Genomic DNA, 15,123 nt, shown 5'->3' with positions numbered 1-15,123 from the left:
AGGGCATGAGCCAGGACACAACCCCAGATATCAAGCCCCGCAGCAGGGTCGTCACGGACGGCATACACGCGGCCCCGGCCCGTGGCATGCTGCGTGCGGTGGGCATGGGCGATGACGACTTCGCCAAGCCGCAGATCGGAGTCGCGAGTTCGTGGAACGAAATCACCCCCTGCAACCTCTCGCTTAACCGCCTGGCCCAGGGCGCCAAGGAAGGCGTCCACGCCGGTGGCGGCTTCCCCATGCAATTCGGCACCATCTCCGTCTCCGACGGCATCTCGATGGGCCACGAGGGCATGCACTTCTCGCTGGTCTCCCGCGAGGTCATCGCCGACTCCGTCGAGGTCGTCATGCAGGCCGAGCGCATCGACGGCTCGGTGCTGCTGGCCGGTTGCGACAAGTCCCTGCCCGGCATGCTGATGGCCGCCGCCCGCCTGGACTTGGCCTCGGTGTTCCTCTATGCGGGCTCCATCATGCCCGGCTGGGTCAAGCTGGAAGACGGCAGCGAAAAGGAAGTCACCCTGATCGACGCCTTCGAGGCCGTGGGCGCCTGCGCCGCCGGCAAGATGAGCGAAGAAGACCTCACCCGCATCGAAAAGGCCATCTGCCCCGGCGAGGGCGCCTGCGGCGGCATGTACACCGCCAACACCATGGCCTGCATCGGCGAGGCCCTCGGCATGTCCCTGCCCGGCTCCGCCGCCCCGCCCTCGGCCGACCGCCGCCGCGACATGTTTGCCCGCGCCTCCGGCGAGGCAGTGGTGAACCTGTTGCGCGAGGGCATCACGGCCCGCGACATCATGACCAAGAAGGCCTTCGAGAACGCCATTGCCGTGACCATGGCCTTCGGCGGTTCCACCAACGCGGTGCTGCACCTGCTGGCCATCGCCCGCGAGGCCGAGGTCGACCTGACCCTTGCGGACTTCAACCGGATCGGCGACAAGATCCCGCACCTGGGGGACCTGAAGCCCTTTGGCCGCTACGTCATGACCGACGTGGACAAGATCGGCGGCGTGCCGGTCATCATGAAGGCCCTGCTGGATGCCGGCCTGCTGCACGGGGACTGCCTGACCGTCACCGGCAAGACCGTTGCCGAGAACCTCGCGGAGATCAACCCGCCGGACATCGACGGCAAGATCCTGCGCGCGCTGGACAACCCGATCCACAAGACCGGCGGCATCACCGTGCTGCACGGCACGATGGCACCCGAGGGTGCCGTCGTGAAGTCCGCAGGCTTCGACGCCGACGTCTTCGAGGGAACCGCCCGGGTCTTCGACCGCGAGCAGGGTGCCCTGGCGGCACTCGATGCCGGGGAGATCCAGGCCGGCGACGTGGTGGTCATTCGCTACGAGGGCCCCAAGGGCGGCCCGGGCATGCGCGAGATGCTCGCCATCACCGGCGCCATCAAGGGCGCGGGCCTGGGCAAGGACGTGCTGCTGCTCACCGACGGGCGCTTCTCCGGAGGCACCACCGGCCTGTGCATCGGCCACGTGGCCCCCGAGGCCGTCGACGGCGGACCGATCGCGTTCGTCAAGGACGGCGACAAGATCCGCGTGGACATTGCCGCCCGCTCCTTCGACCTCCTGGTCGAGGAAGCGGAGCTCGAGGCGCGCAAGGTGGGCTGGGAGCCGTTGCCGGCCAAGTTCACCACCGGCGTGCTGGCCAAGTACGCCAAGCTGGTCAAGTCCGCCTCGACCGGAGCATACTGTGGCTAGGAAATAAGCCTTGGAACGATGGGTGGACGCCGACAAGGCGTCCACCCATCGGACACCAGTCTCAAATAGTGAGATTAGGGGTGTTGGTGTTTGACTCCGGATGCGGCGGCGACCAAACTGGATGCATGCACAACCGCACCGTACTACTAGTTATCAAGCGCTGAGCTTGGGTCCCTCCACAACCTGGAGGGCTTCGGTGACGCGCAAACCCCATTCGCCGCAAGGTGCCTTTGGGGTTTTTTTATGTGCAGGGTTAGAAGAGATAGAGAAGGATATATCCCCATGAGTAACGGAACCACCGCCAGCCCCTCGCTGCCGGCCAAGCCCGCCAACCGTAGCAAGGATGCCGCTGTCTCTTCCGTCGTGGAAGCATCGAGCCTGGTCCAGGGCCCGAACAACATCATTGCTCCCACCGAGATGCTTGGCTCACAAGCCATTGTGCGCTCACTGGAAGAATTGGGCGTCAAGGACGTCTTCGGGTTGCCGGGCGGGGCCATCATGCCCACCTACGACTCGCTCATGGACTCGACCAAGATCAACCACATCCTGGTCCGCCACGAACAGGGCTCGGGCCACGCGGCCCAGGGCTACGCCATGGTCACCGGCGAGGTCGGCGTCTGCATCGCCACCTCCGGACCGGGCGCCACCAACCTGGTCACCTCCATTGCCGACGCGCACATGGACTCGGTCCCCATGGTTGCCATCACCGGCCAGGTGCACAGCGCCTTCATCGGCTCGGACGCCTTCCAGGAGGCGGACATCGTGGGCATCACCATGCCCATCACCAAGCACTCCTTCCTGGTCACCAAGGCCGAGGACATCCCCAGGACCCTCGCCTCGGCATTCCATATCGCCTCCACGGGCCGTCCCGGCCCGGTGCTGGTGGACATCACCAAGGACGCCCAGCAGTCCAAGATGACGTTCTCCTGGCCACCGAAGATCGATTTGCCCGGCTACAAGACCGTGGTGCGCGGGCACAACAAGCAGGTCCGCGAGGCGGCCAAGCTGATCGCCGCCTCCTCCCGCCCGGTCTTCTACGTCGGCGGCGGCGTCATCAAGGCGCACGCCGCGGCCGAGCTGAAGGAATTCGCCGAGCTGGTCGGCGCCCCGGTGGTCACCACCCTGCAGGCCCGCGGCGCGTTCCCGGACAGCCACGAACTGCACGTGGGCATGCCCGGCATGCACGGCTCGGTCTCCGCGGTCACCGCGCTGCAGCAGTCGGATTTGCTGATCACCCTCGGCGCCCGCTTCGACGACCGGGTCACCGGCGTGCTGCACACCTTCGCGCCCAACGCGAAGGTCATCCACGCGGACATCGACCCGGCGGAAATCTCCAAGAACCGCACCGCGGACATCCCGATCGTCGGTTCGGTCAAGGAAATCATCCCGGAGCTCACCGAGGCCTGCCGCACCCGCTTCACCGAGGGCGGCGCCCCGGACCTGTCGGCCTGGTGGAACACCATCGGCCGGCTGCGCGAGACCTACCCGATCGGGTTCACCCCGACCCAGGACGGCCTCTCCGCCCCGCAGCACGTGATCCAGCGGATCGGCGAGCTCACCGGCCCCGACGCCGTGTACGTCGCGGGCGTGGGCCAGCACCAGATGTGGGCCGCGCAGTTCATCAAGTACGAGCGCCCCGCCTCCTGGCTGAACTCCGGGGGACTGGGCACCATGGGCTACTCGGTGCCGGCGGCCATGGGCGCGAAGGTCGGCAACCCCGACCGCGTGGTCTGGGCCATCGACGGCGACGGCTGCTTCCAGATGACCAACCAGGAACTGGCCACCTGCGTGATCAACAACATCCCGATCAAGGTCGCGATCATCAACAACTCCTCGCTGGGCATGGTCCGCCAGTGGCAGACCCTGTTCTACGACTCGCGCTACTCCAACACCGACCTGAACACCGGGGCCGGCACCGCGCGCGTCCCGGACTTCGTGAAGCTCGCCGACGCCTATGGTTGTGTTGGCCTGCGCTGCGAACGCGACGAGGACATCGACGCGACCATCCAGCAGGCCCTGGCCATCAACGACCGCCCGGTCGTCATCGACTTCGTGGTTTCCCGCGACTCGATGGTCTGGCCGATGGTCCCCACCGGCGTGAGCAACGACCTGATCCAGATTGCTCGCGGCATGACGCCCGAGTGGGAAGAAGAGGACTAGAAATCCCATGGCACGACACACTCTTTCCGTACTCGTCGAAGACGTCCCGGGCGTGCTGACGCGCGTGGCAAGCCTTTTTGCCCGCCGCGCCTTCAACATCCACTCGCTGGCCGTGGGCCCCACGGAGATCAATGGGATTTCCCGGATCACCGTGGTCGTCGACGCCGAGGGCGACCTGCTCGAGCAGGTCACCAAGCAGCTGAACAAACTCATCAACGTCATCAAGATCGTTGAATTGATGCCCGAGGCTTCGGTGCAGCGTGACCATATCCTGGTCAAGGTGCGCGCCGATGCGGCCACCCGCCTGCAGGTCACCCAGGCCGCAGACCTCTTCCGTGCCTCCGTGGTGGACGTGTCAACCGACTCGCTCATCATCGAGGCCACCGGCAACGCCGAGAAGATCCACGCGCTGCTGGCGGTGCTGGAGCCCTTCGGCATCCGCGAGATCGTCCAGGCGGGCACCCTTGCCGTCGGGCGCGGCTCCAAATCGATGTCGGACCGCGCCCTGCGCTCCGTCTCTGCCTGATACGCATAAAATCTTTACACTGATACCAAGGAGACACCACAGTGACTGACATGTACTACGACGACGATGTTGACCTCTCGATCATCCAGGGCCGCACCGTCGCCATCATCGGCTACGGCTCCCAGGGCCACGCCCACGCACTGAACCTGCGCGACTCCGGCGTGGACGTGCGCGTCGGCCTGAAGGCCGGCTCCAAGTCGATCGCCAAGGCCGAGGCCGAGGGCCTGCGCGTCGTGACCGTCGCCGAGGCAGTGGCAGAAGCCGACCTGATCATGATCCTGACCCCGGACCAGGTCCAGCGCCACGTCTACAAGGACGACATCGAAGCGAACCTGCAGCCGGGCGACGCCCTGTTCTTCGGCCACGGCTTCAACATCCGCTACGGCTACATCGCCCCGCCGGCCAACGTCGACGTCGCCCTGGTCGCCCCGAAGGCACCGGGCCACACCGTGCGCCGCGAATTCGAAGCCGGCCGCGGCATCCCGGACCTGATCGCCGTGGAGCAGGACTTCACCGGGGGCGCCAAGGCGCTGGCCCTGTCCTACGCCAAGGCCATCGGCGGCACCCGCGCCGGCGTCATCGAGACCACCTTCACCGAAGAGACCGAAACCGACCTCTTCGGCGAGCAGGCTGTCCTGTGCGGCGGCGCCTCGCAGCTGATCCAGTACGGCTTCGAGACCCTGACCGAAGCCGGCTACAAGCCGGAAATCGCCTACTTCGAGGTGCTGCACGAGCTCAAGCTCATCGTGGACCTGATGTGGGAGGGCGGCATCGCCAAGCAGCGCTGGAGCGTTTMGGACACCGCCGAGTACGGCGACTACGTCTCGGGCCCGCGCGTGATCACCCCGGAGGTCAAGGAGAACATGAAGGCCGTTCTCGCCGACATCCAGAACGGCAACTTCGCCAAGCGCTTCATCGAGGACCAGGATGCCGGCGCGCCGGAGTTCATGGCACTGCGCAAGAAGGGCGAGGAGCACCCGATCGAAGAGACCGGCCGCGAACTGCGCCAGCTCTTCTCCTGGAAGACCACCGACGACTACACCGAAGGCTCGGTCGCACGCTAAGGAACCCTCCTTGCAAGCGGCTGCCAACAGGTAGTTTGACGAACGAAGGCCCACCCCGACTTCATGTCCGGGTGGGCCTTCGCGTTGGCGGGGTGGGAGGAGGCCGGATGCATGCCTCGCGGGTGTCCCATCGTATTCGGCCAACAGACCGGATTCCGTCACGGTACCGGTCGCTCCTTCAAGACTTGCCGCAGAGAGTCATCATGAAACCACGGAATCGGTTTTATGAACCTATCTGGGTACTTTAAACTCTTTTAGGTTCTCAAACGCGATCATAATGATGGCATGGCACTGAAACGAACCTCACCGAAGACGCACCGAACGGCAGTCAACATCGGTCAGCAACTTCTCACGTGGCGGAAACTTCAGGGGCTGACCGCACAGCAGGTCGCGGACCGGGCGGGGCTCAGTCGCGCGACCCTGCGCAAGGTCGAGCACGGAGAGCTCGGAGTTGGATTCGAATCCTTTCTCGACATTGCCCGGGTGCTGGGATTGTCGCCACAGCTCAATACAGCATTCGACCCCTATGAAACCGACATGGGCCGCGCCCGCGCAGACGAGCAGTTGCCGCAGCGGGTCCGGCGATGAGCGAAGCGATCCACGTTGACTTGGACATGCCGGACGGAACAGTGAATGTCGGTACCGCCCTCATCAACGTGCGGCGACGAACAGTTTCAACGACATTCACTTATTCCAACTGCCTATTTGGCCAGGCCCGGGGCGCATGCCCTGGACCCGGGCCTTCCGCTGGAGTCCGGCGCCCATCATGTCCAGGGACTCCCAGGCGCATTCGCCGATTCAACGCCCGATCGCTGGGGCCGCCGCATTATCGCCAAGCGGTTCCAGCAACTTGCCCGCGAAGCTGAGCGCACGGTGGGCGAACCAACGGAATGCGACTACCTGCTTGAAGTCCCCGATTTGACGCGCCAAGGCTCGCTGCGATTTCGCCGTGACACGGGTCCCTACCTGTATCCCGAAACCCGGGTCCCGAAGCTGGTCGCGCTTCCCGCGCTGCTCAACGCAGCACAGGTGATCGTCTCAGACCAAGATCCAGCGGAAGCCTTGAAGATCCTGTTGGATGCCGGCACGGGCAGCCTTGGCGGCGCGCGTCCGAAGGCCTCCGTCAGGGACGGCGAAAAGCTTGCGATTGCCAAGTTCCCCCACCAATCCGATGAGTGGAGCGTCATCGCGTGGGAATCAGCAACCCTGCAAATGGCGAAGACCGCCAAGATTCACGTGCCGGGGTTCAGGCTTGAACATGTGGGCTCGGCGCCGGTGCTGCTGCTCGACCGGTTCGACCGCCAGGGGAACACACGATTCGGCTACGTATCCGGGATGACCATGCTGCAGGAGAGCGATGGCAGCAACAACGACTACCTGGATCTGCTTGATGTGATTGCAGAGACCTCGAATGATGCGAAAGCCGACCGAGAGGAGCTTTTCCGCCGGATTGCTTTCAACGTCATGGTGAACAACTCCGACGACCACATGCGTAATCACGAATTCCTGAGAGGTAAAGCGGGATGGCGACTTAGCCCGGCTTTCGATGTCAATCCAAATCCAGACGTTGCCGCCGCCCGCCAAACGAGCATTGGGGGAGCGGATAGCCGGGACGACGCCTCCGAAGCCTTGATGGAAGTGGCTGGCTATTTTGTCTCCACCCTGAAGCAGCGTGACTTGGTGATCGGTGAGACCTTTGAGGCCGTCAAGAGGTGGAGAGCGGTTGCCCTGGCCAACGGGATCGAGGAACGCGACCTAAGTCGGTTTGCGGACGTCTTTGATCGCTGTCCGCTGGGATTCCGAAAAGTATCGTAGTTCGGCTGTCCCTGCGATCCCCGACCACAAGCCGGAAATCGCCTACGTCGAGGTGCTGCACGAGCTCAGGCTCATCGTGGACCAGGATGCCGGCGCGCCGGAGTTCATGGCACTGCGCAATAAGGGCGAGGAGCACCCGATCGAAGAGACCGGCCGCGAACTGCGCCAGCTCTTCTCCTGGAAGACCACCGACGACTACACCGAAGGCTCGGTCGCACGCTAAGGCCAGCCGAACYCATAGGTGGCTGGGGCCCAGTGCCCCGGTTGGCCGCACGGCGATGCCCGTCCCGACGAAAGTCGGGGCGGGTWTTGTCATCGGCGGAGGAGCGGAACACGGCCGGATGCTCCTCGGGCACCAGTTGCCTGTAGCCAATTGGCCGGAAGGCCGGCACGGGATTACTCACATCGTCACGACCCGCTCCAGCATCCACCTCCAAACCCCACCGTGGCCAATGGCCCGCTTTGGGCCCACTCAACTTCTTGCGGGCCGTAACGATGACCGCACAGGCGGCACGGCACTGGGACGAACTCCACCGCAGACGTGTCGAATCGCCGTGAACATCGGGCGCAACTTCTCACGGGAAGGAGGTTCCAGGGGTCGCCCGCGCAGCAGGTCGCGGACCGGGCGGGCACGGCCGCGCGATCCTGGGCAAGGTCGAGCATGGAGAGCAAGGAGTTGGCTTCGAGTCGTTTATTGATATTGCGGGGTGCTGGGATGTCGTTTCAGCTCAACCTCGCATTCGACCACTATGAAACCGGCAGTCTCGTGCCCGCGCCGCCGAGCAGTTACCTCAGGGGCCGGCGATGAGCGCGCCGATCCCCGTCGATGTCGACCTGCCTGATGGGACCGGGGACGTGGGCAGTTCCTTCACCACTGTGCGGCGACGGACAGCGCCAACGACATTTGCGTCCCCCAATGCCTATTCGGCCACGCCCGGGGCCGCTAGGCTCCGGGCCTTCCGCTGGATTCCGGTGCCCATGATGCTCGGGGACGTCCAAGTGCGTTACCCGATCCAGCGCCCGGTGAAGATGCCGGATCCCCGAGGTTCCTGGGGCTGCGCATGCACGGTGAACAGCGCCCGATCGATGCGTCCGGCCGCGAGTTGCGCTAGCTCATGCCCAGGAAGACCGGCGAGGACTACACCGGGGGCTCGGCCGCACGCCAAGCCGCGCCGAAGCGATGGCGCCGAGCCGGTTTGGTGCGGCGCCGGCTCGGCGTGCTCAAGGCGTGGGCGGATCCTGGTGGCGATGCAAGGGAACCCTGCGGTAGTGTTCCTCCGAGGAATCCTCGCTCCGCCACGTCATTTCCAAAAATGGCGGGGAGGTTGCCCAGCCCACGCTGTCCTTGATCCGGTAGAGGCCGATGAATTCGCCATCGGGCAACTTCTCGGCCTTGAAGCTCCAGTCAGGATTGTCATCAACCGTGACCTGACCTGTCGTGCGCAGGTCAACATCAAACACCGCACGCCCGGTCCGGTTGGTGACATGCGCGGTCAGCGAATCGATCCAATCGACTTCCAGGTTCTGTGTCATGGATTAATCGTAGACCGATACTTCGTGGCAGTCTCTGCTTTTGCAACGCGCCCGGTGCACGGGTGGATTTCCGTATCTCGCGGGGTGCGTTCGGAGCTGCGGAAAGGATCCGGCCGTCGTGTTCCAACCGCCCGCCGCCGCTGGTGTGCGACACACCCCTGCTGCAGTGCACGTCCTGCGCTGCGGCCCATGGCCCGGCTTGCTCCGCAGGCGCGCTCGGGACGGCGAAAAGCCGCTTGAAACACGGCCACGCAACGGTCTTGCGGGAATCCCGGAAGCCGGGGACCCGGACCGCAGGCACGCACGAACTTTGCCTTGTAAGTGGACGAAAAACCCGTATTCTGGGGATAGCAGGGGGCTGGGCCGACGGGGTTGGCCCAGGTGACCATCGGGCGGCTTCAATTTGATAGTGTTTTCACATCGTCGAGGGAAAGCCGAAACCGAGTCGATATGAGGGGCAATGCTTGAAAGGTTGACTGATGATCGCGGTAAACGAATACCTCAGGGATCTCCTGGTCGAAACATACGACCTTGAATCGTTTCTAAACGCATTAGCTCATGTCAGCGCCGACGAATTGTCTGTACCCGGGGCGCCGGTGCACGTCGGCATCACCCTGCGCAGGCACAAGCGGGTGGGAACGGTGGCAAGCAACAGCGCCTTGGCCCAGACCCTCGATGAGGTGCAGTACGACTTTGGTGAAGGTCCGTGCCTGACCGCGTGCAGCGAACACCGCACCATCAGTGTCCCCGACATCTCCGCCGATGGCCGCTGGCCCGAGTACTTCGCGGAGATCCACAACGCCGGGGTGCGTTCCATGCTGGCCGTCCCCTTGACATTGAATTCCGAGGACACCGCGGCAATCAACCTCTACTCGATGAGAACCCACGCGTTCGACGACCAGGCCATTCTGCAGGCGGAATCCCATGCCGAGCATGCCTCGGCACTGCTGAACCTAGCGGTGACGATGGCCAAGCTCCGGGACAACGAGGAAAACCTGAAGCTGGCGCTGGCGTCGCGGACCGCGATCGATCTGGCGGTGGGCATCATCATGGGCCAAAACAAGTGCAGCCAGGATCGGGCCGTCGAAATCCTGAAATCGGCCTCCAGCTCGCGGAACATCAAGCTTCGCCACGTGGCTGAGGCGGTCATCGCCTCCACCACCAGCGCACCGGTGTCCACGCACTTCGAAGGCTAGGGAGGGACGGTCGCCGGGGCTCGGCGCCCGGCGCTGGGCCCCTCCTCGCGGCTCTCGGCATGCGTAATATCCGGCAACCCGAGCACCGGGATGTTGACCGGATCCTGCAGCTTCCAATCCAGGGCAGTGGCCGCGGCCGTCGCCTCGTTCAGCAGCGCCGTGTCCGACGTCGGATCATGGGGGACCACGAGTGCGACCGTGTCCGGCCCATAGTCGATGCCCCGGCATTCCAGCGGGCTGGCGCGAGCCACCGGCCCGCGCCAGCCCGGGTAGGTGGCTGTCCTCGGCGGCCGACATCGCCTTCTCCTTCCCCGCGTTTTCAAGGCTCGTCGGTCTCGGAATAGTGTTCGATCCCGGAGAGCTTGGCGGTTCCCCCTCGGCGAACCGCCAGCACGCGGGCGACGGTGCGGTCCGGCGCGGTTGTTGGCCCCGTTGCAGGGAAGGGTGATGGCGGGGCTTTCGATCCGCGGCGTTATGCCGGTCGGGCCCCTGCCGCCACCTCACGCTTGCCCTCCTACAGCGCGTTGGCCAGAGCCGCCCGCTGGCGCCCAGGTGATTCGGCTGTCGCAGCATCCGGCCCCGGGCGGTGCGCTGCGTTACCGGGAACCGGGCCGCGGCTCGGCGGCCGGGCTCCGGGTGGGAAGCACCGCGACGCCCCAATCCCGCAGCACCGCGCGGGCGGCATGCCAGCCGGCCATCCCGTGCACCCCGCCGCCCGGGGGCGTGGAAGAGGAACAGATGTAGAGCCCCGGCGCCCCGGCATGGTATGGATGCAGCGTCGGGGCCGGCCGCAGCAGCTGCTGGGTGCCGCGCAGCGAGCCGCCGCCGATGTCCCCGCCGACGAGGTTCGGGTTCCAGTCCTCCAACGCGCGCGGCGGAGTTTCCACGCGCTCGATCACCCGGTCGCCGAAGCCCGGGGCGAAGCGTTCGATCTGCCGGTCGACCAGCGCCCCTACCTGGGCGGTGCAGCCGTTGGGAACGTGCGCGTAGCTCCAGATGACCTGCCGGCCGTCGGCAGCCCGGGATTCGTCCACCGCCGAGGGCTGGGCGAGCATCACGAAGGGGCGCCCGGGTAGCCGGCCGCTGCCCACTTCGTGTTCGGCGGCCGCCACCTCTGCGAGATTGCCGCACACGTGCACGGTTCCGGCGTGGGCGGTGCGTTCGTCGCGCCACGGGATCGGGCCGTCGAGCAGGTAGTCGACCTTGTAGGCGCCTGCCCCGTACTTCCATCGGCGCAGGTGGCCGGCGTAGCGCCCGCCGATGCCGGTTCCGGAAAGTTCCAAGACCTGCCGCGGCGTCAAGTCCAGCAGGATCGCGTCGCTGGCCGGGAGCTCGCGCAGGTCCCGCACCGGCGAATTGGTGTGCACCTCTACGCCGGCCACGGCCAGGTGCTGCATCAACGCGTTGATGATCGCCTGGGTGCCGCCGCGTGCCACCGGCCAGCCCAGGGACTGGCCCAGGCCGCCGAAGAGCACCGCGAAGCCGGCGGTGAACGGGTGGCCCAGCGGCAGCATGGAGTGGGCGGCCGATCCGGCGAAGAGGGCGCGGGCGGCCTCGGTGCGGAAGACCAGCCGTGCCAACGGCCCGGCGGGCCACAGCGCGCGGGCACCGAAGCCGGCCATCAGTGCGGGGTGCGGAGGCATGCGCAGCAGCGGGCCGGTGGCGTTGGCAAGGGACTCGAGCGGATGCCCGGCCACCGCCCGGTGCAGCAGCCGCCACGCGTTCGCGTCCTCGCCCAGGGTCGCGGAGGTGTCCTCCAGGTCCGGGTGCAGCAGCGCGCTGGGTCCGGACTCCAGCGGATGGGCCATGGGGTAGCGGTGGTGCAGCCAGCGCAGGCCGTGGCTTTCCAGTCCCAGGTGGCGGAAGGCGGGGCTGCCGATGCCAAAGGGATGGGCCGCGGCACCCAAATCCACGGTGGTTCCCGGTCCCAGGGTATCGGCGGAGCGCGCTGCCCCGCCCACGTGTGGCCCCTGTTCATAGATGGTGACCTGGGCGCCGTGCTCGGCCAGCCGGGCCGCGGCGGCCAGGCCGTTGGGCCCGGCGCCGACGATGATTGCTGTTCGTGTCATGGGGACGGGGGTTCCTTTCCGCACGCCTATCCGGCGAAGAAGCGTTCCTCCCAGGTGGCCTCGATGATTTCCTTGACCTGGGTGATCTGGTCGTTGGCGCGCACCTTGAGGTCGTCCAGCAGGGCGGTGTCGAAGCGGTGGTCCTTGCCGGCCACCAGCTGCAGCGTGTCCCACATGGCCAGCTTGGCGTTGAGCATGCCGATGAGCACGTCGAGTTCCACCTGCGCCAGGCCGGCCTTGCGCTTGCGCAGCAGGTTCACCGGGTTCACCCGACCCATGGCGCGCACCGCATGGCTGAGGGTGAGCTTCAGCGGGTGCCCGCCGTAGCCGAGCCGGTGGACCATGTTTTGCAGGTCCTCTTGGTCTGCCATCACCTGGCGGGCCAGCGAGAGCAGCATCGGTTCCTGCGCCGTGCCCTTCCAGGTGTCGGCCGCGGCGCGGAAGGCGTTGACCCCGCCCTCGGATCCCAGCAGGTGCTGATTGAGGTAGTTGGACAGCGTCTGGTGGCTGACGCCCCGGAAATCGTTCATGGATGCTCCTGGAATCGTGCGCCGGATGGGACCGGGATCGTGCAGTACCGGCGGGATCCGCTGCTGCTGCCCAGCCTACGGCCAAGGCCGCCGGCATGGAAGGAAAACAACGCACCCGGGTGGTGCCCGCGAACCCGCGCAAAGTTCTTCCCCGGACGCGGCCGCCGGATTAGGCTGTGAAGTGAGGTCAAGCAGCGGGCCGCAGCATGCACGTTCGATGGACATTGATGATGCATTCCCACAGGCACACCCCTGCACCAAACGCGGCCATTGCCGCCCATCGGCTGAAGGCACCGTTCCCCACCGGCCGCGGCGCACGGCATCGCGGGGGCAAAAGGCGGAGCGGAAGAACATGACCAGCGCCTGGACCTCCGGTGTCGGCGCCCAGTCGGCGGGTCCCGGGGCCGTCACCATCCTGAATGGAACCACGTTCGCGTTGGCGGCCGCCAACGGGGACATGGACGGCACCCGACCGCACGGGTTCTTTTTCCGCGACACCCGGTTTGTCTCCGGCTGGCGGCTGCGGGTCAACGGCAAGGACGTGGAGCCCCTGGCCGGCACCGCGATCGAGCCCTACCGGGCGATGTTCGTGGGCAGGGTGGGCGGCAACGCCCTGGAATCCGAAAGCCATGTGATTGTCGAACGCCACCGCAGCCTCGAAGGGGGGATGGTCGAGCGCATCGTGGTGCACAACTACTCCAATGAAACCTTCGCCGCCACCGTGCAGCTGGAGGTCAGTGCAGACTTCGCCGACCTCTTCGACGTCAAGGCCGGGATCCGCCGCGCGGGCGACGGCTCGATGTCGCACCACGGAAAGGACGGGCTGGAATTCAGCGGGACCGCCGGCGACCACCGGCTTCTGGTCCGCATCCGCGATTCCCAGGCCGTCGCGGCGCCCGGGGGGCTTGAGTACCGCATCGCGCTGCCGCCGCAGGGCGAATGGGTGACGGAGGTGGCCATCGAACCGTCCATCGACGGACGTGGCTCGGAGCAGGATGCGCGCATGGGGCAGGCAGCCGGGGCCGCCAGTTTTCCGGCGGTGCGCCAGCGCGAGTGGAAGGAACAAGTGCCTTCCGTTGAGGTCGCACACTACGAGGTGGGCCGGGCGCTGCTGACCGGGCGGCGGGATTTGGGCTCGCTTCGCATCTTCGACGCCGCGCACGATGGCCGTGTGGTGGTGGCCGCAGGGGCGCCGTGGTTCATGGCGCTCTTCGGGCGCGATTCCCTGCTGGCCTCGTTCCTCTCGCTCTCCGTGGACTCCTCGCTGGCACTGGGAACCATCCAGGCGCTGGCCGAACTCCAGGGCACGGGGACCAACCCGCAGACCGAGGAAGAGCCGGGCAAGATCCTGCACGAGGTGCGCCTGGGATCCTCGCAGTCCCCGGAACTGGGCAGCTCGGGCGCGTACTTCGGCTCGGTCGATTCCACGCCGCTGTTTGTCACCGTGGCCGGCGAGCTGACCCGGTGGGGAGTCGGTGGCCAGACGCTGCACCGGCTGCTGCCCGCCATCGACGCGGCGCTGGGCTGGATCGAGCGCACGTGCGCGAAGGACCCCCACGGATTCCTGGCCTACCGGCGTTCCACCCCCACGGGCCTGGCCAACCAGGGCTGGAAGGATTCCTGGGACGGGGTCACCTTTGCCGACGGCCGGGTCGCCGAAGCCCCGCTGGCCCTGTGCGAGGTCCAGGGCTACGTCTACACCGCTTACCTGGCCCGCGCGCTGATCGCCCAGCAAGCGGGCGACGAGGAAACGACGCAGCACTATGCCGCCAAGGCCCGGCGGCTCAAGGACCGGTTCAACGAGAAGTTCTGGATGGCCGACCGCGGCTACTTCGCCCTGGCCATCGACGGGGACGGGCGCCAGGTGGACTCCTGCGCCTCGAACATGGGCCACAGCCTGTGGAGCGGAATCGTGGACCATGACAAGGCGCCGCAGGTGGCCAGGACGCTGATGTCCCCGGAGATGTTCACCGGGTGGGGCGTGCGCACGCTCTCGAGCCGGATGAAGGCCTACAACCCGGCCAGCTACCACAACGGATCGGTGTGGCCGCATGAGAATGCGCTCATCGCGGGCGGGTTGATGCGCTATGGATTCGTTGCCGAATCCCAGCGCGTGGCGACGTCCCTGATGGAGGCCGCCGCGTTCCACGACGGGCGATTGCCCGAGCTCTTCTGCGGCCTGGACCGCTCCAGCCATCCGGTGCCCGTGCCCTACCCCACCTCATGCTCCCCACAGGCGTGGGCGGCCGCGGCGCCCATGCACCTGCTGCGCGTCATGCTGCGCCTGGATCCGGTGCTGACCGAGGGGAAGCTCTACCTGGACCCGGTGCTGCCCGCCGAGTGGGGCAAGGTGCACCTGCGCAACATCACCGTGGGGGATAACAAGATCAACCTCACCGCCAACGGCACCCGGTTCCACCTCGAGGGAGTCAAGGAGGACCTGGAAGTGCGGCGCGGCCGGCGCGGGCCGTTGGCGGACATGCTCGATGTCATGCCCGGCACGGCCTGAGCCGGGACGGAA

General features: G+C 66.4%; 12 protein-coding genes and 1 pseudogene. 9 read left to right on the top strand and 4 right to left on the bottom strand.

Annotation, left to right across the window (positions count from 1 at the left end; genetic code table 11):
- Positions 1 to 5: 5 nt before the first annotated feature.
- From ilvD to BLJ79_RS19950, 7 genes and pseudogenes are all read left to right on the top strand, one after another.
- Positions 6 to 1,709, top strand: a complete 1,704-nt coding sequence (ilvD, locus tag BLJ79_RS19980) for a dihydroxy-acid dehydratase (protein WP_071216542.1) — start codon at positions 6 to 8, stop codon at positions 1,707 to 1,709.
- A gap of 282 nt (positions 1,710 to 1,991) precedes the next feature.
- Complete coding sequence (locus tag BLJ79_RS19975; RefSeq protein ID WP_071216541.1) at positions 1,992 to 3,869, top strand: acetolactate synthase large subunit; 1,878 nt, start codon at positions 1,992 to 1,994, stop codon at positions 3,867 to 3,869.
- A gap of 7 nt (positions 3,870 to 3,876) precedes the next feature.
- Complete coding sequence (ilvN, locus tag BLJ79_RS19970) at positions 3,877 to 4,395, top strand: acetolactate synthase small subunit (protein ID WP_071216540.1); 519 nt, start codon at positions 3,877 to 3,879, stop codon at positions 4,393 to 4,395.
- A gap of 41 nt (positions 4,396 to 4,436) precedes the next feature.
- Positions 4,437 to 5,459 (top strand): ketol-acid reductoisomerase, encoded by a 1,023-nt coding sequence (gene ilvC / locus BLJ79_RS19965; RefSeq protein WP_175475551.1) that lies wholly within the window; start codon positions 4,437 to 4,439, stop codon positions 5,457 to 5,459.
- 285 nt (positions 5,460 to 5,744) lie between these two features.
- Entirely contained in the window at positions 5,745 to 6,047 is a 303-nt protein-coding gene (locus tag BLJ79_RS19960) for a helix-turn-helix domain-containing protein (protein ID WP_071216538.1), read from the top strand.
- 45 nt (positions 6,048 to 6,092) lie between these two features.
- Positions 6,093 to 7,274: a type II toxin-antitoxin system HipA family toxin gene (locus tag BLJ79_RS19955; RefSeq protein WP_083411501.1), complete on the top strand. Its 1,182-nt coding sequence runs from the start codon at positions 6,093 to 6,095 to the stop codon at positions 7,272 to 7,274.
- A 25-nt stretch (positions 7,275 to 7,299) separates the two neighbouring features.
- Positions 7,300 to 7,497 (top strand): annotated as a pseudogene (locus BLJ79_RS19950) (hypothetical protein); the annotation flags it as partial.
- Positions 7,498 to 8,495: 998 nt separating this feature from the next.
- On the opposite strand, the gene BLJ79_RS19945 reads toward BLJ79_RS19950, so the two are convergent.
- Positions 8,496 to 8,807, bottom strand: a complete 312-nt coding sequence (locus tag BLJ79_RS19945) for a hypothetical protein (protein WP_071216535.1) — start codon at positions 8,805 to 8,807, stop codon at positions 8,496 to 8,498.
- A 479-nt stretch (positions 8,808 to 9,286) separates the two neighbouring features.
- Here BLJ79_RS19945 and BLJ79_RS19940 point away from each other — a divergent pair, with 479 nt between their 5' ends.
- Entirely contained in the window at positions 9,287 to 10,003 is a 717-nt protein-coding gene (locus tag BLJ79_RS19940) for a GAF and ANTAR domain-containing protein (protein WP_071216534.1), read from the top strand.
- On the opposite strand, the gene BLJ79_RS19935 is transcribed toward BLJ79_RS19940, so the two are convergent.
- From BLJ79_RS19935 to BLJ79_RS19925, 3 genes are all read right to left on the bottom strand, one after another.
- Entirely contained in the window at positions 10,000 to 10,254 is a 255-nt protein-coding gene (locus BLJ79_RS19935; RefSeq protein ID WP_071216533.1) for a hypothetical protein, read from the bottom strand. The genes BLJ79_RS19940 and BLJ79_RS19935 overlap by 4 nt on opposite strands.
- A gap of 345 nt (positions 10,255 to 10,599) precedes the next feature.
- A complete protein-coding gene (locus BLJ79_RS19930) occupies positions 10,600 to 12,072 on the bottom strand; it encodes a phytoene desaturase family protein (RefSeq protein ID WP_071216532.1) in 1,473 nt (490 codons plus the stop codon).
- 26 nt (positions 12,073 to 12,098) lie between these two features.
- Positions 12,099 to 12,602 (bottom strand): hypothetical protein, encoded by a 504-nt coding sequence (locus tag BLJ79_RS19925; RefSeq protein ID WP_071216531.1) that lies wholly within the window; start codon positions 12,600 to 12,602, stop codon positions 12,099 to 12,101.
- Between the two features lie 352 nt (positions 12,603 to 12,954).
- Here BLJ79_RS19925 and BLJ79_RS19920 point away from each other — a divergent pair, with 352 nt between their 5' ends.
- On the top strand, positions 12,955 to 15,111 hold the full coding sequence (locus BLJ79_RS19920; protein ID WP_071216530.1) for an amylo-alpha-1,6-glucosidase: 2,157 nt from the start codon (positions 12,955 to 12,957) through the stop codon (positions 15,109 to 15,111).
- Positions 15,112 to 15,123 lie beyond the last annotated feature (12 nt).

Source organism: Arthrobacter sp. UCD-GKA (assembly GCF_001863355.1).
Classification (GTDB): Bacteria; Actinomycetota; Actinomycetes; order Actinomycetales; family Micrococcaceae; genus Paeniglutamicibacter.
This window is presented reverse-complemented; position numbering and strand designations above follow the sequence as displayed.